This window comes from Butyrivibrio sp. M55 (assembly GCF_900116865.1).
Taxonomy (GTDB): Bacteria; Bacillota; Clostridia; order Lachnospirales; family Lachnospiraceae; genus Butyrivibrio.
The window spans coordinates 436767-457665 of sequence record NZ_FPCD01000001.1 but is presented as its reverse complement, the minus strand read 5'-3'; the positions used below and the strand labels follow the sequence as shown (position 1 = coordinate 457665).

Below are 20899 nucleotides of genomic sequence, written 5' to 3'. Positions count from 1 at the left end.
ATGAAGATATTGTTTGTATCGCTTGGATGCGACAAAAATAGAGTTGATACCGAGGTTATGCTTGGTATGTTGCATAGCCGTGGGTATGACTTTACAGATGATGAATCGGAAGCCGAAGCAGCAGTTGTTAACACCTGCTGCTTTATAAATGATGCTAAGCAGGAAAGCATTGATGCAATACTTGAACTTGCTGAGCTTCGAAAAGCAGGGCAGCTGAAGGCACTTATCGTTACAGGTTGTCTTGCACAGAGATACAAGGAAGAAATTCAGGACGAGATTCCTGAGGTTGATGAAATCCTTGGTGTAACCTCCTCTGATAAGATTATAGAAGCTATTGATGAGACTTTAGCCAGAAACACGATTTTTTCTCACAAGAACTATTTTGATGATATCAACAAAAAGCCTGTGGGAGGCATGGACAGAATTATTACTACAGGCGGTCTTTTTAATTATCTTAAGATTGCAGAAGGGTGCGATAAACATTGCACTTATTGCATAATACCCAAAGTTAGAGGAAATTACAGAAGTGTTCCGATGGAGCAGCTTTTGGAAGATGCCAACAAGCTTGCGGAAAAAGGTGTTTCTGAACTTTTGATAGTTGCACAGGAAACAACTTTATACGGAACGGATCTCTACGGAGAGAAGAAACTCCCTGAACTCTTGCATAAGCTTTGCGAGATTGAGGGCTTTAAGTGGATAAGAGTTTTGTATTGTTATCCGGAAGAGATCACCGATGAACTTATACAAACTATAAAAAGTGAGCCTAAGATATGTAATTATCTTGATATACCCATCCAGTCCGGATCGGATAAGATCCTTAAGAAGATGGGACGCAGAACCAGCAATGCCGAGATTAGGGAGCTTGTAGGCAAGCTTCGAAAAGAAATTCCGGATATTTGCATAAGAACTACGCTTATAAGCGGGTTCCCCGGAGAAACTGCGGAAGATCACAATGAGACAATGGCGCTTGTGAGAGATCTTCGATTTGACAGATTGGGTGTATTTACATATTCACAGGAAGAAGATACACCTGCTGCGACTATGCCGGATCAGGTATCTGAGAGGGTTAAGACGACCAGAAGGAATAAACTTATGAAGCTTCAGCAGGAAATTGCGTTTGAAGCTGCAAATGAGATGGTCGGAAGAGATGTCGATGCGGTTATCGAAGGCAGAATCACAGATTCAGATGATGACGACGGTCTGTCCTATGTTGCGCGTACATATAAGGATGCTCCTGATATAGACGGTTATCTTTTTGTAACCGGAGTGCAGAGAGAGCTTATGACAGGCGATTATATAAAGGTACATATAACAGGCTCTAACGAATACGACTTGATTGGGGAGGAAATAATATGAATTTACCGAACAAATTAACAGTATGCAGAGTAATATTGATTCCTTTTTTTGTATTTTTTCTTTTATTTGATCCTAACAGCGTTTCATTTAAATGGATCGCGCTTGGAATATTTGTAATTGCAAGTCTTACCGATATGCTTGATGGAAAGATTGCAAGAAAATATAACCTTATCACTGATTTTGGTAAGTTTATGGATCCTTTGGCAGACAAACTTCTTGTTTGCAGTGCGATGATCGGACTTATAGAACTTGGAAGAATTCCTTCATGGATAGTTATAGTTATCATCGCCAGAGAATTCGTTATCAGCGGATTCAGACTTATTGCTTCCGACAACGGAAGAGTAATTGCCGCAAGCTACTGGGGCAAGTTTAAGACAACGTTTCAAATGATTATGGTAATCCTGATGATCGCAAATATACAGAACAACGCTTTTTATATGCTTACACAGGTAATTATGTGGATAGCACTTGCGCTCACCATCATTTCTCTTGTGGATTACCTTGTAAAAAATAAGGATGTAATGAATGGAAGTAAATAATAACAACGAAGAGATAAAGATCAGATATGACGAATCAGGTCTTAATGAGAAGATAATCCGTGCTGTTTCAGAGATGGGATTTGAGTATATGTCCCCCATCCAGAAAGCGGCAATTCCTGTAATGATGGAAGGTAAAGATATCATAGGTCAGGCGCAGACAGGTACAGGTAAGACAGCTGCGTTTGGTATTCCTCTTTTAGAGAAAGTTGATCCCGAGAATAAACATTTACAGGCAGTTGTGCTTTGCCCTACAAGAGAGCTTGCAATGCAGGCTGCCGACGATATAAGAGATTTTGCCAAGTATATGCATGGAATCAAGGTTCTTGCGGTATACGGAGGCCAGGATATTTCAAGACAGATAAGAGCACTTTCAGCCGGAGTACAGATTGTTGTCGGAACACCCGGACGTGTTATGGACCACATGAGAAGACATACCATGAAGATGAAGGATGTCAGGGTTCTCGTACTTGATGAGGCAGATGAGATGCTTGATATGGGCTTTAGAGAGGATATTGAGACTATCCTTGAGGGAATGCCCGAGGAGAGACAGACAGCTCTTTTCTCAGCGACAATGCCCGAACCTATCTTGCAGATAACAAGAAAGTATCAGAAAGATGCTGAATATATAAAGATGACTCCCAAGGAGATCACTGTAGCAGCAATCGAGCAGACTTACTACAGGGTTCCCCAGAGAATGAAGGAAGAAGTTCTTGTAAGACTTCTTGATTATTTCAATCCCGGAAGAACACTTATTTTCTGTAATACAAAGAGAATGGTTGATGAGCTTTCGGAGAAGCTCAAGGGCAAGGGATTCCTTGCGGACGGACTTCACGGCGATCTTTCACAGAATCAGAGAGATACCGTTATGAAGCTCTTTAGAACCGATAAGATCAATATCCTTATCGCTACGGACGTTGCGGCAAGAGGAATTGACGTAAGCGGTGTTGAGGCTGTATTTAACTTCGATATTCCCGAGGATATCGAGTATTATGTTCACAGAATCGGAAGAACAGGCCGTGCTGGCAGAAGCGGTAAGTCATTTACGCTTGTCGGCGGAAGAGAGATGTACAAGCTTCGTGAGATCGAGAGAGTTTGTCATACCAAGATTGAGGAAAGAAGAGTTCCTTCTGCAAAAGAGATCACAAGAGTTAAGTCACAGAAGGTATTCGGCGAAGTTATAGATATAATCGAGAACGGCGATATTACTTCTACTCTTGAATTTGTAAATCAGAAGATTGAAGAGGGCGAGTATACTGCAGAGCAGCTTGCAGCCGGATTCATGAAGCTCAAGATGGGCGCTGATATCGAAGACCTTGTTCTCTTTGAGAAAGACCGTGATTACGGCGATCGCAGACGCAGAGGCGGAAGAGATTACCGTTATGACGAGAGAACTGGAAAGAGAGACAGAAGAAGAGGTCCTAACGGCGGAAGAAGAGCTTCCGATATGAAGAAGGGTGCGTTTGAAGGCAGACGTGCTACAGACGGTAAGAGAGGTTCATCTTCAGGCAGAAGAAAGTTTGAAGACAGAAGGGGAAGCGATAAGCGCAGATCCTCTTATAAGAATGCAGAGCTTCCCGAAAGAGAGAACACTTCTCCCAAGCCGAGAAGAGAGCGCTCTTCATCCAAGTCATATCAGGACGGAGCATCTGTGTTTGAGAATGTAGGAAGACTCAACATCAAGGATGAGAAATCTACAAAAGCTTGGTATATGGGCGAAGACAGAGATACAATGAATGTATCAAAGTCAGATCGCAGAAATATAAAAGCAGAGAATAAAAAGAGAAGTATTGATTATCTTCAGGATGTCGACGATCTTGTAATGGAAAGCTTTGGAAAACGCAAAAAGTAAAGATTTATGGCTGAGCGTAAGGGAGGCGGAACAGTGAAAGACAGAAAAACTCTGATCGGCAAGACCTTAAGAGCAAAGATATTTAATATGGTCAGTGTCGGTGTGATAGATGAGCCTATCAACAGATTCTATGACTTTTTGAGTATTGTTGCACTTGTTCTAAATCTCTTTTCAGCATTTGCGATAACCTACAATTACATGGAGGAGCATTATAAAGGGCTCCTTCTTGGAATTGAGGCTGTGACAACATTTTTCTTTGCGATTGACTATATCTTACGGCTTCTTTCCGCAAATGAGCTCTATCCAAAGGATAATGAGTTTACATCACTCAGAAAATATATTTTGTCTTTTACGGGTATTGTTGATCTGTTATCATTTTTACCCTATTATCTTTCAGTATTTTTCCCGGTATTCTTTCCGGCAGGAACGGCTGTATTCAAACTCTTCAGAGTTGCAAGGATTCTCAGGCTGTTCAGAATCAATTCCTATTACGATCAACTTAATGTCATAACGGAAGTAATAAACAGAAAGAAGCAGCAGCTTATGGCTTCTGTGTTTATAATACTTATACTTATGATGGCGGCGAGCCTTTGTATGTACAGCGTTGAGCATGACAGTCAGCCGGAAGTATTTAAGAATGCCTTTTCGGGTATATGGTGGTCGGCTTCGACGCTTCTAACCATAGGATACGGCGATATATACCCTGTTACGATTATGGGTAAGATACTTGCGATAATAATTGCATTTCTGGGCGTCGGAATGGTCGCAATCCCTACAGGTATCATTTCCGCGGGATTCGTCGAACAGTTCCAGAGGCTTAAGGATATAGGAGAGTTTGCGGAAGAAGAGAATATTCATTTTATCAGGGTTGTGCTTGGGAGCGATGATTCATGGATGGGGAAGAAGATTGCCGATATAGGCCTTCCGAAGGATATCATGGTGGTAGCTGTTCAGAGAAACAATGAAACGATAATTCCAAGGGGCGGCACTGTTCTTCGTGCAAACGACCTTATTGTTTTGTGCGCCGAAAAGACCAAGGAACTTCAGCCTGTTGCGATAAAAGAGATTGTCATAAATGAAGGCCATTCATGGAATAACACTGCGATAAGGGATATAGATATTTCAAGACAAAGTTATATCTTCATGGTAAGAAGAGATAATAAAGCCCTGGTTCCTAACGGTAAACTTGTTATAAAAGCAGGTGATATTGTTTTGTTATATGACAAGCACTTGCATAATGAAAATATATAAAGAGACTGACGAGGTAAAAATGTTTAGCTTGGAGAATAAGAAAAAAATACTTAATAACACGGATCTGTTTGTACTTGATATGGACGGAACCTTCTATCTTGAAAATGACATATTGGACGGCTCGCTTGATTTTCTGGAAGCGGTGAAAAGAGCCGGCAAAAGATATATCTTTTTTACCAATAATTCATCTACTTCCTCTGAGGAGTACATCAAGAAACTTGCGCGAATGAATTGCCATATCACAAGCGATATGATCATGACATCGGGAGATGTGATGATAAAGTTTTTGCAGACAAAGTATCAGGGAAAATCGGTGTATCTTCTTGGCACGGAGCCGCTCAGAAAGAGCTTTGTCGATGCGGGAATAAATCTGTATGATGCAAAGACGGGAGTATCTTCGGACGGCACAAAAGCTGAACGTTCCGATATCGTTGTTGTCGGATTTGACAAGACACTTACTTATGAGACTCTTACAAATGCGTGCATATATATACGAGAGGGAGCAACTTTTCTTGCGACACATCTGGATATCAATTGTCCTGTGAAAAACGGATTCATCCCCGATTGCGGCGCTATATGCGCGGCAATTGAGCTTTCTACAGGCGTTAAGCCAAGATTTGTCGGAAAGCCTTTTAAGGAAACGGTTGATATGATAGTTGCATCTACGGGAATTTCGGCTGAAAGAATCGCATTTGTGGGAGACAGAATATATACGGATGTAGCGACCGGTGTAAATAACGGTGCTATGGGAGTTCTGGTTCTTACAGGTGAGACTAAAAAAGAGGATATTCCTGCATCCAAAGTGCAGCCCGATGTGGTATTTGCTTCGATTAAAGAGATGGGAGAATTACTTTCAGAGTAATAAATATTTGTATAAAAAGTTAAACAGGGCGGAAATCTTGCGATTTCTGCCCTGTTTAGAAAAGAGAGAAAAGTGGGGGTTTACTTTGAGGATAGCTTAAACAGTGGTTGTGATTACTTTTAACCACAATCTGATTTTATTTAATTTTTTTGATTATGTCTATGCCTATAGGCGCAAAGTGTAATTTTTGCAAGATTTCGTTCATATTAGTGTATAAATTAATTGACAAGCTAAAATTAGCCTAATAAAGCAAGCGTGAAAATGTGTGTATTTTTCCGTAACACGCAATATGATTTAAAATAAATTAGCTTTATGATATAGTTAAAAATACCTGTTATGAAAGTATTGTTTTAGTTACGAAATATCATACAACTGAGGGAAGTGTAGTGAATAATTATAAAATTGAGCCTAAATGTGTAATAATTTCAGCCGGAAGTTTTGTTCCGGTCGATATAAAACTTAATGAGGGTGATTATCTTATTGCATGTGATGCAGGTTTTGCATATGCGGAGCAATTGGGACTTTTGCCCGATCTTATTGTGGGTGACTTTGATTCGACGGCTGAGCTTGGGCCACAGGCTCTTAGAAGTCTTGAAGAGATCGCTGAGTCGGATCCGGACAGGATCCTTCGCCTCGATGTGAGAAAAGATGATACCGATACCATCAAAGCTGTTAAGATAGCTCTTTCAAAAGGTTACAAAAAGATATACCTGTACGGTGCTTTGGGCGGTTCACGCTTCGATCACAGTTTTGCTAATGTACAGACTTTGTTGTATATTAAACATAACGGCGGAACGGGATATATCATGGAGCATGATAAGATGCTAATGATAGCGGAGAACGAAACTATTAAGTTTAACAGAGGGAATACGGGGTATCTTTCAGTTTTTTCACTTTCCGAAAAATCCTACGAAGTTACTTTAAAAGGACTAATGTATACGCTTGATAATGGGACTCTTACAAGTGATTTTCCGCTTGGTGTCAGTAATGAGTTTATCATTGATGAGGAGGCGGAGGTATCTGTGGGCAGAGGAACACTTCTGATAGGTATTCATTTTGGTGAAGACAACGGATAATGACTGCTTGCAATACTCTGTACGTGTATGATCTGTTTTCTTGCAAAGTTTTTTATAAAAGACTATACGCAGGTTAAGAATGCGAAAGTCAGGCAGCAATACGGCGTGCTTTCCGGTGCTGTCGGAATTTTTTTGAATCTTATTCTTTTTGTATCTAAATTGATCGCGGGATTTATTACCGGATCGATTTCAATTATGGCGGATGCCTTAAATAATCTATCGGATGTCGGTTCATCCGTTGTAACTCTTGTTGGCTTCAGGCTTTCGGGGCACGAAGCTGACGAGGAACATCCCTTCGGACATGGCAGAATTGAATATGTTGCGGGGCTTATTGTGGCGCTTCTTATTGTTCTAATGGGCGTCGAGCTCATCCGTACCTCTTTCGGGAAAATACTGAATCCGGGAGAGATTAGCTTTAATCCTGTTGTGGCCGGAATCCTTGTTTTTGCCATATTTATAAAGCTTGTTATGTATCTTGGAAATAAAGAAGCTGCAAAGAAAATTGAAAGCGCGGCACTTAATAACACTGCGCTTGACAGTATCTCCGATGTTTTTACCACAACGGTCGTACTTGCCTGCGCGATATTTACGAATAGCACAGGTGTTGTGCTCGACGGATACGTCGGTATATTGGTCGGAATACTTATTGTAAAGACCGGAATAGAGGCGGCAAGGGATACAATCAATCCGCTTTTGGGAGAGCCTCCGAGTAAGGAACTGGTAAAAGAGATCGAGGATACGGTTCTTTCACACGAAAACATCCTCGGAGTGCATGACCTTGTAATACACAATTACGGACCTACAGGGCTTTTTATGTCGCTTCATGCGGAGGTTGACGGAGGACTTGATCTTATAACCGTTCACGACTTTATCGATGATATTGAGAATGAACTTAGGGTTAAGTACAGCTGCGAAGTTGTAATACATATGGATCCCGTTGTTATAGGAGATGAGGATACAGAGCGGCTTAAGCGCAAGGTTAGGTATATTGTAAAAGAGCTTGATCCTGAGCTTAAATTCCACGATTTCAGGCTTAAACATTCCAAAGATAAGGGGAGGAGAGTTGCGTTCGATCTAAGCGTTCCTTACAAATACAATATGAAAGACGCTGAAATTTTGGATTATCTGGAAGAAAGAATAAAGAGGATGGAACCCGATATTGAATGCGACATTACCATAGATAAGACGGAGAAGGCATAAAGAGAGTTAAGGAGGAAGTATGTTGGGGCTTAAGAAAATTAAAAACGGTTTTATTGAAATTGTAAAAGAACATCCGGTTTCGGTTATAAGCGTACTGATAGCGACAATCCTGTACAGTTTTATTTGCGATGGCGGAAGTGATGATGCAACGCTCGCTGTCAGATGCCTTGCTATATTCTTTTTGATATTTGCTTTGGGAGCGATTCCTTGTGAGGCTTTTCGCGTATATAAAATAAAAAACGGTGAGAATGATATTCTTAAGAATAAGAGATATCTGGCAATTAGCGCCGCTGTCATGGCTTTTGGCGCTATACTTGGCGTTTTGACGGCGATATTTTTCACATACGGTCACGATATAATTGCTAAAAAGATTGGTGTTTCCGAGTTTACCGTAGATCTTTGGGAGGAATACGATTACAGGATTGTGTCATGTTTTGCGGTTGTTGTGATATGCGTGTCTTTATATCTCTTCTTAAAAAAGAGCGGTTGTACGTTTGAAGAATATACCGCAAAGGCTTTCTGCGGTCTTATGAAAGCGGAGATTGTTTTCTGCGTCGTTCTTATCGGCCTTATGATGATCATAGGGGCGTTTAGCGCACTTATATTTGAAGTTGATTTTAGCGTTTATGAGCGCGTGTGGATATTGCTTCTTGGATTTGTCCAGTATCCTTGCATGCTTATGGGTGTTTCCAAGACTGATGATGAGATCTCAAAGTTTGGCAAAGTGATGCTAAGCTACGTGCTTACAGGTCTTTTGGCAATTGCATTTGTGATCATCTATGCCTATATAATCAAAGTGGTCGTAAAATGGATGTTTCCTATGTATATGGTGTTTGGCATCCTTACGGCGCTCTTTGGGTTTGGCGTGTTCATATGGACGATGGCACAGGGAATATGCGAAGAGAGCATGAGAAAAATTTTTAAATTTATGCCGCTTCTTTTTATCCCTTGCATTATCATGGAAATCGTGAGCCTTGGAAGACAGATTTACATATATGGTTTTACGCTTGCAAGATACGCGGGTATCGCGGCTATTGTGTTTGAGATTGCATACTTTGTTTTGTATATATATAACATGAAAAAAGAGAAGAACGCTATGCAGGTTGTATTTTGCATAGTTATTGCGGTTTCTTACGTAGCTCTTTTGGCTCCCGGAATAAATGCTTATTCTGCGGTTATCGCATCTCATAAGGGGAATGTGATGAAGTATCTTGCGAATAACAAAGAAAATATTTCCACGCATGCCGTTACGGAGTCATACAGAACCATTGCGTATTCATGTGGAGCTGCGGGAAAAAATTATATACATAAAAAGTTAAGTGACGAGCAGAATAATGCGATGATCGAACTTGCCGGAACCGAATATCAGCCGGCCGGCGGAACTACATATATTTATGCAAGCAGATATGATGATAATTGTTTTGATATTTCCGACGGATATGAGAAGTTCTATATTGTCGATATCGCATATTCCGGTTCTGAGGATGGGGATTCCGGCCGTTATGAGTATGATGTTACCTGCGGAGAAGAGAAGGTAGGTGTTGTCAATCTTGAAGATTTGATAAAAAAACTTATCAATCTGGAAAAATCGGGAGCAGGCAGTGAGGAGCTTAATTCTGCCATTGAGGAGCCTGTTGCGCTTAACGACGGCGGAAAGCTTATTATTTCTTACATCAGTATAGATTGCAATGAGGAAGACGGTCGTGTCGAAAGAGTAGATTCAAACGGTTATGTACTAAAATAAACTTATCTTGTCATTTTGGTACTGTTTGAGATATACTATCCAAGGAAAAAATTAATTTATTAGTATTTTAATCGCATTAAGCGTAGATATGGAGGAATATATAAATGAAAGGTTCAAAGCCAACAGTTCTTTTGATTCTTGACGGATACGGAATCAACCCCAATCCTGAGGGAAATGCTATTGCAATGGCAAAGACTCCTGTGATGGATTCACTTATGAAGGAATATCCTTTTGTACAGGGAAATGCCAGCGGACTTGCTGTAGGTCTTCCTGACGGACAGATGGGTAATTCAGAGGTTGGACACATGAATATGGGTGCCGGCAGAATTGTGTATCAGGAGCTCACAAGAATCACAAAGTCTATCGAGGATGGTGATTTCTTCACAAATGAAGGACTTATGGCTGCAATTAATAATTGTAAGGCAAATGATTCTGCACTTCACATGTACGGACTTGTTTCAGACGGTGGTGTACACAGCCATATTACACATATTTACGGACTTCTTGAGCTTGCTAAGAAGAACGGTCTCAGCAAAGTATATGTACATTGCTTCCTTGACGGAAGAGATACTCCTCCGGAGAGCGGAATTGATTTCGTTCAGCAGCTTGAAGATAAGATGAAGGAACTTGGCGTAGGTCAGATTGCTTCTATTTCCGGCCGTTACTATGCTATGGACAGGGATAATAACTATGACCGTGTTGAGTTTGCTTACAACGCACTTACAAAGGGTGAGGGTAATAAGGCAGACAGCGCACACGAGTGCATGGTTCAGACATATAAGGATGGCAAGACAGATGAGTTCGTTATTCCTACAGTTATCATGAAGAACGGCGAGCCTGTTGCTACAGTTAAGGATAAGGATTCAATCATCTTCTTTAACTTCCGTCCTGACAGAGCAAGAGAGATCACGCACTGCTTCTGTGATGATGAGTTTGATAAGTTTAACAGAGGTAAGAGACTTGACGTTACTTATGTTTGCTTCACAGATTACGATCCTCTTATTCCTAATAAGGAAGTTGCATTTAAGAAGGTTCTTCTTACAAATACATTCGGTGAGTGGCTTGCAGCTAAGGGACTTAAGCAGGCTCGTATCGCTGAGACAGAGAAGTATGCTCACGTAACATTCTTCTTTAACGGTGGTGTTGAGAAGCCCAACGACGGTGAGGACAGAGTACTTGTAAACAGCCCTAAGGATGTTCCTACATACGACCTTAAGCCTCAGATGAGCGCTCCTGAAGTATGCGAGAAGATTCTCGATGCTATCAACTCTCAGAAGTACGATGTTGTTGTAGCTAACTTCGCCAACCCTGACATGGTTGGACACACAGGTGTTATTCCTGCAGCTGTTCAGGCTATCGAGACAGTTGACGAGTGCGTTGGCAAGATCGTTGAAGCTGTTAAGGCAACAAACGGAACAATGTTTATCTGTGCAGATCACGGTAATGCAGATATGATGATCGATTATGAGACAGGCGAGCCTTGGACAGCTCATACAACAAATCCTGTTCCGTTCATCCTTGTTAATTACGATTCTGCGTACACTCTCAGAGAGGGCGGATGCCTTGCAGATATCATTCCTACACTTATCGAGTGCATGGGAGAAAAGCAGCCTGAGGAAATGACAGGAAAGTCTTTGTTGATAAAAAAGTGATAATATGTTAAAGTATTATTTGTTCGCTACTTGCGACAAACATTTTTTTCAGTAATACGTACTGGGAGGGCTATTTTTGTGAATGCTTTAAATTACGTAGTAGGTGTAATTTTTATATTGATATGTGCCGTTCTGGTAGTTCTTGTTCTTCTTCAGGAAGGCAAGAGCCAGGGACTTGGGGCAATTCAAGGTTCAGTTGAGAATACATACTGGAGTAAGAATAAGGGACGTTCTTCAGAAGGAATGATGAAGAAGTTAACAGTTGTCCTTGCTATTCTTTTCATCTTATTAAGTGTATTTCTTGATATGAATATTATTTGATCTTTGTTTTTGATGGATTTCGGGCACTCTATTAATTTAGAGTGCCTTATTTCGTATTTGACATAATGTCGTGGAGCTTGATTATGAGTAAGGGGAAAAAACTTAAGAGAATAGAAGACAGCGTATATGGCGGAAGCAAGAAAAAATCCGCTGAGCTTATAGTGGGTAAATTTATCTCAAATGCCAGAGGATTCGGCTTTGTTAGCGTTGACGATATGGATGAGGATATTTTTATCCCGGAGGAATACGTGCACGGCGCTTATCATTCCGATACTGTTGAAGTTGAACTTCTGAAAGAGCAGACGGGTAAAAGAAAAGAAGGCCGTATCAGAAATATTCTTGTAAGAGGTATTGAAGAGATTGTCGGAACGTATCAGGCTGAGAAGAATTTTGGTTTTGTTATTCCCGACAGCGATAAGTTTACCAGCGATATTTTTATTCCTATCGAACATCATAATAAGGCTGTTACCGGCGACAAAGTTCTTGTTAAATTAACCGACTACGGAAATGTAGCCAAGAGACAGAAGCCCGAGGGCAAAGTTCTTGAGATAATCGGAAATATAAACGACCCCGGAGTAGATATTCTGTCTATTGTAAAGAATAACGGAATCCCTACTGAGTTTCCCGAGAAGGTCATAAATCAGGCGAATAAGTGTCCTGATTTTATCAGCGAAGCCGATATGTACGGAAGAGAGGACTTAAGGAATCTCACCATGGTCACCATTGACGGTGAGGATGCCAAGGATCTTGATGATGCGGTGAGTCTCTACATAGATGATGAGGGACTTTATCATCTTGGTGTTCATATTGCCGATGTTACGAATTATGTTCAGGAGAGTTCTGCGCTTGACAGGGAAGCGCTCAAGAGAGGAACCAGTGTGTACCTTGTTGACAGGGTAATCCCTATGCTTCCGCACAGACTTTCTAACGGCATATGCTCTTTAAACCACGGCGAAGACAGGCTTGCACTTAGTTGTCTTATGACTGTCGATAAGAACGGCGGTATCGTCGATCACAACATAGTTGAGTCAGTTATTAACGTCAACGAGAGAATGTCATATACTTCGGTTGCGAAGATTCTTGAAGATGAGGATGAAGAGGAGATTGCCAAGTACAAAGATCTCGTTCCTATGTTCAGGAATATGGCGGTTCTTTCGGGTATTCTCAGAAAAAGACGTGAGAAGAAAGGCGCTATTGATTTTGATTTCCCTGAATCAAAGATTCTTCTTGATGCGGACGGAAATCCTACAGATATAGTTATGCGCGAAAGAAATACGGCAACAAAGCTTATTGAAGATTTCATGCTTGCTGCCAATCAGACTGTTGCAGAACATTTTTATTTCATGCAGAGTCCTTTCGTGTATCGTATTCATGAACAGCCCGATCCTGAGAAAATCGCAACTCTTTCTGTTTTTGTAAATAACTTCGGGTTCCATATCAAGACCAGAAGAGACGAGGGAGTTAAGCCAAAAGAGATACAGAAACTTTTAAAGGGCATAGAAGGAACCAAAGAAGAAGCGGTAGTCAGCAGAATGACTCTTCGCAGCATGATGCAGGCTAAGTACAGTACAGACTGTACGGGACACTTCGGACTTGCGTTTGATTACTATTGCCACTTTACATCACCGATAAGAAGATATCCCGATCTTCAGATACACAGAATAATCAAGGATCATCTTCGCGGAAGGATGAATGAGGCCAAGGCTTCTCACTATGAGGAGATTTTGGATGAAGTTGCAAAGCATTCATCCGAGATGGAACGAAGAGCGGAAGAAGCTGAGCGTGAGACTGAAAAGCTCAAGAAGGCTCAGTACATGGAAAATCATATCGGAGAGAAGTTTGAAGGTGTTATTTCCGGCGTTACCCAGTGGGGAATGTTCGTTGAACTTGAAAACTCCTGCGAGGGTATGATCAGAGCGGCTTCAATGGAAGATGATTTCTACGTGTATGATGAAGCTTCGATGAAGCTTGTGGGAGAGAGATATCACAAAGAATATACTCTCGGAATGAAAGTTATGATCCGTGTTCTCGGAGCTGACAGGATTACCAAGACAATAGATTTTATGTTGATAGATCCCGATAACGATGATGAAGATGAAGATTTTTATCCTGTTGGGGAACGTTTTGTTCCGAAGGCAAGAAAGATTGCCGAGGATAAGGCAAGGAAGATCAGAAAGCTCAGTGAAGCTGCGGAAAATATGAATGAGGGTGCAGACTATCCCGAGGATGAGTTTGACGATTCGGAGGATTCCGCTAAGGAGCTTGTCAGAAAGAGACTTGTTGAATATGCAGGCAGACTGATAGATCTTAATGAATATGAACCCGATCCGAGGACGGGAGAGCCTCAGCCTAAGCGCAAAAAAGGGGTTAAGGTCGGAAGAGGTTCTGCGGCGAAATCATCACGTTCCGGAAGAAAAAAGACTGATGATAACGGCGATAAGAAGAAATCAACCCGCAAAGTTTACAAGGTGCATAAATACAAGAAGTCTGCCACGAGTAAGGCTGCAAGAAGCGCTCAGGGCAAAGGGAAAAGAAGAAAATAAAAAGGAATCATTATGGCAGAAGATAAGGCAAGAAAGCTGGTAGCCAATAATAAAAAGGCTTATCACGATTATTTCATAGAAGAAAAATACGAGGCAGGTATTGAACTTTTCGGAACGGAAGTTAAATCTATCCGCCAGGGAAAGTGCAGTATAAAAGAGGCTTGGATCAGTATTGATAAAGGTGAAGCTTTTATCATGGGAATGAATATCACTCCGTATGAGAAGGGAAACATCTTCAATAAGGATCCGCTCAGGGTTAAGAAACTTCTTTTACACAAGACTGAGATCAGAAAACTTGACCAGCAGAAGATGGTTCAGGGATATACACTTGTTCCGCTTGAAGTGTACTTTAAGAACGGTAGGGTCAAGGTTGAAATCGGACTTGCCAAAGGTAAGAAGCTGTATGATAAGCGTGCCGATATGGCCAAGAAGGATCAGCAGAGAGAAGCGGAAAAAGAATTCAAGATGAGATTTAAGTGATAAAGCTGTTGATAAAAGGCTGTTTAGACGATATACTTAATAAGCAATAAGAGCCTCAGGCTCTTTGCATATAATTTAATAAGGGTTAGTAAAGGTTTCGACAGGGATTTTGAAGCTGGAGAAGCTATCCGCAGGATGGTGCGTTAAACCTCAAATTAAAATTAAACGCTAACGATAATTTAGCATACGCTGCCTAAGTGCAGCCCGTCGACCCGGGTACACCTACATATCCGGTAATCGGCGTCAAAACTTGTAGGAAACGACACAGCTTAAGCTTTGCGGTTGTGGTCGTATCATGAAGCTACCGATTGTTTGCGGTTGTCAATTACTGCAGGCATGAGGGAACAGGGATGCAGAATCCCGCAATAATTGACTATGATAGTAGAAGTACAGGGGATGAATTTTTGGACACGGGTTCGACTCCCGTCTAATCCATAACTTAAAAAGCGCGTGGTTACGCGCTTTTTCAATATTTGAAAATGTACAGCAGGAAGGTAATCATATGAGGCGATTTACATCAATTCTTTTGGCATGCGTGATGGCAACAGGGGTATCTTGCAATAACGGTGGTTATGCAAAAGCGAAGGAGTCGGTTGAGGCTATTGCTTCATCAATGACGGTGGAACAAAAGCTGGCTCAGATGATCATGCCGTCGATGCGAACCTGGAACGACAAAGAGCTGACTTCTTTAAATTCGGAGATTACAGGTGCTTTAAAAAAATATGATTTTGGCGGAGTCATTCTTTTTTCACAGAATACTAAGGATGCGGCTCAGACAACGAAGCTGATCAACAGCATCCAGAAAGCGCATTTAAGCGGTGGCTTTAAATCCAAGATGTTCGTGGCTGTCGATCAGGAAGGTGGAAGAGTCACACGTCTAAAGACAGGTACGAAGATGCCGGGGAATATGGCTGTTGCGGCGACGGGTGATGCTGCAAATGCTTATAAGGCTGCAAACGTGATCGGCGAGGAACTGGCTGTTCAGGGATTTAATCTTGATTTTGCACCGGTTGTGGATGTGAACAGTAATCCGGCAAATCCTGTTATAGGTGTCAGGTCTTTTTCGGAAGATCCGGGTGTTGTAACGCAGTTTGGATTGCAGTATGTAAACGGTCTTCACGGACAGAACGTAATGACTTGTCTTAAGCACTTTCCGGGACACGGAGATACGGATGTAGACAGCCATACGGGACTGCCAAAGGTCAATAAGACATATGAGGAATTAGAGAAAACTGAGCTTGTTCCGTATGCTTCTCTTGCTTCGGCTTCGGACTTTATAATGACGGCGCATATTCAGTACCCGCAGATAGAGAAGGAGATGTGTGTTTCAAAGTCTTCGGGACAAAAGATATATTTACCCGCGACTTTGTCAAAGAAGTTTTTGACGGAGATCCTAAGAGGAAAGCTTGGATATAAGGGGCTTATCATTACCGACTCTATGGAGATGGACGCGATATCTACGAATTTTGACAAGATTGATGCATCGGCCAGAGCGATAAATGCCGGCGCGGATATCATTTTGATGCCTGTAAGCCTTACTTCGTCCAAGAGTTTGAAGGATGTGGATGCGTATATTGAAGCTCTTGCGGCTAAGGTCAAAAGCGGAGAGATTTCCGAAGCAAGACTGAATGATTCTGTGATGAGAATTTTGCAGGCTAAGGATAAATACGGATTTTTGGATACTTCCGTAGAAGCTTCTCCACAGAAGGCTGCAAGCGTGGTCGGCTCTAAGCAGCATAAAGCCGTTGAATGGGAGCTTGCAACAGCAGGCGTTAAGGAAGAGAAAAATGACGGCGTTTGTCCTGTCGGAAAAGATAAGAAGGTAGTTATTTTTTATCCTAAGAAAGATGAATTATCTGCGATAAAGTCAGGTGTTCAAAAGGCGGGAGTAAAGTCTGTTACATATGTGAGCATTGAAGGCGGATTACCGGCCACTGCCGATTCTGATATCCGGAAAGCGGATGTGGTCATATGCATATCTTCTTGCGCGACGGGAGAGGATTTGAAAAACACTGCTTCGATAAATGCGTTGATTGAGAAAACAAAGACAAGTGGCAAAAAGAGCGTGGTGCTCAGTACAAATCTTCCGTATGATCTTGCAAACTACAATAACGCAGATGCGCTGGTGGCATGCTACGGACCCGGAATTAATGTGACTGCGGCAATCTACAAGTTGTTTTCGTAATATTTGGATATAAACGGCATTGGAATTATCCGGTGCCGTTTTTGAATTTAATAGGACAAAATTTGATAGCATAAACATCAAAATATAGGAAGTAAATATAAAAATGCGATGCTATCATCTTCTCTTGAATCAGAATGTTTTTTATGAGGAGAGAAAAAATATGTCTAATATCGCTACATTTATAAAAGAGAGAAAAAGACGCATATTCATGTCACTTTTTGGTGTTATTATATGCGCGATAAGTGTTGGTATCTTTAAGCTTGCGGCACTTGGAGTCGATCCGTTTCAGTCTCTTATGAGCGGACTTGACTCACTTATTCCTATTGAATTTGGCACGCTTTATGTGATAGTCAATGCGGTGCTTCTGATCTTTAGTCTTGTTGCCGACAGACATAATATAGGCATTGCGACATTTATAAATCTTTTTCTTTTGGGATATATAACACAGTTTACATTGGAATTTCTCCGGAAACTTATTCCCAATCCGTCAATGCCGGCACGTGTATTATGTCTTTTGATAGGTATCGTGATAATCTGCTTTGGGTCTGCTCTTTATATGACCGCGGATCTAGGAGTGTCTACTTATGATGCCGTGGCTATTGTCATGTCATCGAAGTGGAAACTTGGCAAATTCAAATACATACGAATCTGCACAGACCTTGTATGCGTTGTTATCGGATGCGTGTTGTTTGTGACGGCAGGCAATTCTTTGTCTGCGATACCGACGATCGCAGGAGTCGGAACAATTATCACGGCATTCTTTATGGGACCGCTTATCGACTTCTTTAACGTTAGATTTGCGAGACCATTTCTAGAAAAAGGTAACTAATTATCTTGCTTCACAGGCTCAATTTAGCAACTTCTTGACTAATTAACCATGCCAATATAAAATCAATTTATTCTGATAAAGTGAAGAAGGAATTGAAATGAGCGTAAGTAAGAAGAGAATAGTTGTAAAAGTTGGAACATCTACTATAACGAATGACAGTGGAAATGTTGATATTCGTTCACTTGATCATTTATGCAGAGCACTGTCCGGCGTTGAGAATCTGGGGTACGACCTGGTGCTGGTATCTTCGGGAGCGATTGCGGTAGGCGCAGGAAAGATGCGTCTTGCCCAGAAGCCCAAGGAGATAAGGCTCAAGCAGGCGGCTGCAGCGGTCGGACAGACAGAGCTCATGCATCTTTATGATAAATTCTTTGGTGAATATAACAGAATGGTCGGACAGATATTGCTTGATAATGCGGATTTCTGCAATCCTGTAAGAAGCGAGAATCTCAAGAATACATTCGATGCCCTCTTGGAAAATCATATTATTCCCATAGTTAATGAAAATGATTCGGTTAGCCATACAGAGATTGAATCGGATAAGAAGCTTTTTTCCGACAATGATATGCTCTCTGCGCTTGTTGCTATTTTCTGTAATGCAAGTAAGCTGATTATTTTCTCTGATATTGACGGGCTTTACGACGGCAATCCCAATACGGATCCCAATGCAAAGGTTATAAGCAGGGTAGAGGAGATAACTGAAGAGCTTAAGAGTGTTGCGTCCGGATCGGGCTCCAACAGAGGAACCGGCGGAATGATCACTAAACTTGAAGCGGCAGAGCTTGCTACATCGCATGGAATAGACGTGCTTATTACCAACGGAAAAAATCCGGAAAAGTTGTATGATATTATCGAAAAAAAGAAAGTGGGAACACTTTTTGTTGCTAAGGAGCAGTGATAAAGTAGCATTTTTTTAACCGATTTCTTGCAAATACTTGCATAAATATATGAAATTTTTACGATTTATATTAACTCAGCTTGCTTAAATTATAATGCAATTATATTATTAAGTAAACTAATGCGCTTTATTACAACTAGCATCTGGAGGGTTATATGGGACACAAACGAAAAAAAAGTGGTATTAAGTGGTTTAATTCTATTCTTTCTCAGGTTATTGCCGTTAACGTTATAATGGCACTTGTTTTTGGATTGGTTATGTTTACAACGATGGATTCGTTGGACAATTCCGTTAACATGTCATCTTCCCTTATGTCGTATATTGCCAATGTAAATAATTACGAAGGCAAGATATCGGCTAAGGTCTATTTTTTGTATTCTCAGCCTTTTAGTTATATATATACGGACAGAGAACAGAAGAAGAACTTTGAGAATGTGGTACAGCAGAACGGATCGGAACTTAAAAAGAATCTGACAGATCTTATGGATGAGCTTGGCAAGAATACAAGTGAGTATTCGGTTAAGGCTTTGGGTGTAGCTCAGCAGTTATCGGAAAGTGTTGAGAAGTATGTAAGTCTTGTTGATGAGGCATATGAGCTTGCGAAGAAGGCGCAAGGTGCTTCATGTGCGCACATGATGGAAACAGACGTAAAGGATCAGCTTGGGGTAGTGGAGCAGAATTTGCAGGATCTTAATTACGCTGTGGAGCAGATCGCAACAGGATCTATCTATGACATGATAGATATGAGAAACGGTGCGGTAGCAAAAACTATCATCGGACTTAGCATCTTTATTCTTTGCATTATTGCAACGTTCTTCATGAACTATTTCCTTATTATCCGTAAGATTACTTCAATGTCCAATGAGGTTAACAGGATCATTGATGAAATCGATAACGGTCAGGGTGACCTTACTTCGAGAATTACGACAAGCGTTGATTCTGAGCTTATATACTTCAAGAAGGGATTCAACAGATTCATTGAAACTCTTCAGACAATCATGCGTGAGATCAGAGAGGGTGCATTGGTGCTTGCTACTTCTGAAGAAGAAGTATCCATGAAGATTCAGAAGGCAAATGACAATGTTTCAAATACATCGGCAGCTCTCGAAGAACTTTCTGCAAGTATGGAGAATGTATCACATACAGCAAATCGTATGCTTGATAAGCTTGAAGATGTTAAACGTGCTACTCAGAGCATAAATGATGAAGTATACGGTGGACAGGAAGCTGCGACCGAGATCAAGGTTGAGGCATCAAGCGTTCGTGATGAAGCTAATCTTAAGAAGAGCAACACAGGTGCGAAGATGGAAGAGCTCAGTAAGGTTCTTGAGATGTCTGTTAAAGAGAGTGAGCAGGTTAACCAGATTGGTGAGCTTACAAATGTCATTCTTGATATCGCATCACAGACAAATCTTCTTGCGCTTAATGCAAGTATCGAAGCGGCAAGAGCCGGTGAAGCAGGTAAGGGATTTGCGGTTGTTGCTGAAGAAATCAGTTCACTTGCTGAAAACAGCAGACAGACAGCCGGAAATATTCAGGCAATCAGCCAGAATGTTACAAGTGCCGTTAAGGACCTTTCAGATAACGCACTTCAGGTTCTTGATTTCATCAACACAACAGTTCTTTCCGATTATGATTCATTTGTAGAAATCGGTGAGAAGTACGGAAATACGGCTGTAATCATTGATAATATGCTTAGCAAGTTCAATGCGAAGGCTGATAATCTCAATGCGATCATGGCTGAGATGGCAACATCCGTTACTTCAATCAGTGAGTCTGTTAAGGAAAGCACTGTAGCGATCAATACTTCAGCATCTAACTCGACAGAGATTGTCGGAGAAATGCAGGGTATCGGAGAGGCTATGGATAACAATAACCGTGTTACAAACCAGCTTTCTGACAGCACAAAGCAGTTCGTTAATCTGTGATCTTTGGATCGCTGTTTGATTAGATTTATAAGGCATGGCTCATATCATTGTTGGGTCGTGCCTTTTTTGTTGTAAATAAGGGTCAAATAAGCGGTAAACAATACTGGTATTTAATAATTATATAAAGCTGTCTATTTATGTGATACCAGAATAGAAGTATAGTAGAAAAGTGCTATAAATAAACAG

At 41.2% G+C, this 20899-nt stretch carries 16 protein-coding genes and 1 other RNA gene; all 17 read left to right on the top strand.

Annotated elements, in window-relative coordinates:
- The 17 genes from rimO (at position 1) to BM398_RS01985 (ending at position 20713) form a co-directional block, all read left to right on the top strand.
- The gene (gene rimO, locus BM398_RS02065; protein ID WP_092336197.1) at positions 1-1356 is read left to right on the top strand and encodes a 30S ribosomal protein S12 methylthiotransferase RimO; all 1356 of its coding nucleotides are present in this window, start codon (positions 1-3) and stop codon (positions 1354-1356) included.
- Positions 1353-1895, top strand: coding sequence for a CDP-diacylglycerol--glycerol-3-phosphate 3-phosphatidyltransferase (pgsA, locus tag BM398_RS02060; protein ID WP_092336196.1), 543 nt, complete (start codon positions 1353-1355; stop codon positions 1893-1895). Before rimO ends, pgsA begins: the two co-directional genes overlap by 4 nt.
- Entirely contained in the window at positions 1882-3744 is a 1863-nt protein-coding gene (locus BM398_RS02055) for a DEAD/DEAH box helicase (protein ID WP_092336195.1), read from the top strand. Before pgsA ends, BM398_RS02055 begins: the two co-directional genes overlap by 14 nt.
- 33 nt (positions 3745-3777) lie before the next feature.
- Positions 3778-4995 carry an ion transporter gene (locus BM398_RS02050; RefSeq protein WP_242949740.1) on the top strand — a complete coding sequence of 406 codons (1218 nt, stop codon included), beginning with the start codon at positions 3778-3780 and terminating at the stop codon, positions 4993-4995.
- A 19-nt stretch (positions 4996-5014) separates the two neighbouring features.
- Positions 5015-5857, top strand: coding sequence for an HAD-IIA family hydrolase (locus BM398_RS02045; protein ID WP_175531798.1), 843 nt, complete (start codon positions 5015-5017; stop codon positions 5855-5857).
- Between the two features lie 386 nt (positions 5858-6243).
- Entirely contained in the window at positions 6244-6933 is a 690-nt protein-coding gene (locus BM398_RS02040) for a thiamine diphosphokinase (RefSeq protein ID WP_175531797.1), read from the top strand.
- A 27-nt stretch (positions 6934-6960) separates the two neighbouring features.
- A complete protein-coding gene (locus tag BM398_RS02035; protein WP_092336192.1) occupies positions 6961-8133 on the top strand; it encodes a cation diffusion facilitator family transporter in 1173 nt (390 codons plus the stop codon).
- Positions 8134-8152: 19 nt separating this feature from the next.
- Positions 8153-9877 carry a DUF4153 domain-containing protein gene (locus BM398_RS02030; protein ID WP_092336191.1) on the top strand — a complete coding sequence of 575 codons (1725 nt, stop codon included), beginning with the start codon at positions 8153-8155 and terminating at the stop codon, positions 9875-9877.
- Positions 9878-9981: 104 nt separating this feature from the next.
- Complete coding sequence (gpmI, locus tag BM398_RS02025) at positions 9982-11529, top strand: 2,3-bisphosphoglycerate-independent phosphoglycerate mutase (RefSeq protein WP_092336190.1); 1548 nt, start codon at positions 9982-9984, stop codon at positions 11527-11529.
- 78 nt (positions 11530-11607) lie between these two features.
- On the top strand, positions 11608-11850 hold the full coding sequence (gene secG, locus BM398_RS02020) for a preprotein translocase subunit SecG (RefSeq protein ID WP_092336189.1): 243 nt from the start codon (positions 11608-11610) through the stop codon (positions 11848-11850).
- Between the two features lie 83 nt (positions 11851-11933).
- A complete protein-coding gene (gene rnr, locus BM398_RS02015; protein WP_092336188.1) occupies positions 11934-14393 on the top strand; it encodes a ribonuclease R in 2460 nt (819 codons plus the stop codon).
- A 12-nt stretch (positions 14394-14405) separates the two neighbouring features.
- On the top strand, positions 14406-14873 hold the full coding sequence (gene smpB / locus BM398_RS02010; protein ID WP_026512786.1) for an SsrA-binding protein SmpB: 468 nt from the start codon (positions 14406-14408) through the stop codon (positions 14871-14873).
- 82 nt (positions 14874-14955) lie between these two features.
- Positions 14956-15311, top strand: a transfer-messenger RNA (tmRNA) gene (ssrA, locus tag BM398_RS02005).
- Between the two features lie 64 nt (positions 15312-15375).
- Positions 15376-17058 (top strand): glycoside hydrolase family 3 protein, encoded by a 1683-nt coding sequence (locus BM398_RS02000; RefSeq protein ID WP_092336261.1) that lies wholly within the window; start codon positions 15376-15378, stop codon positions 17056-17058.
- Positions 17059-17218: 160 nt separating this feature from the next.
- Complete coding sequence (locus tag BM398_RS01995; protein WP_092336187.1) at positions 17219-17887, top strand: YczE/YyaS/YitT family protein; 669 nt, start codon at positions 17219-17221, stop codon at positions 17885-17887.
- 97 nt (positions 17888-17984) lie between these two features.
- On the top strand, positions 17985-18785 hold the full coding sequence (proB, locus tag BM398_RS01990; protein WP_026655055.1) for a glutamate 5-kinase: 801 nt from the start codon (positions 17985-17987) through the stop codon (positions 18783-18785).
- Between the two features lie 155 nt (positions 18786-18940).
- Positions 18941-20713: a methyl-accepting chemotaxis protein gene (locus tag BM398_RS01985; RefSeq protein ID WP_092336186.1), complete on the top strand. Its 1773-nt coding sequence runs from the start codon at positions 18941-18943 to the stop codon at positions 20711-20713.
- The last annotated feature ends 186 nt before the right edge of the window (positions 20714-20899 follow it).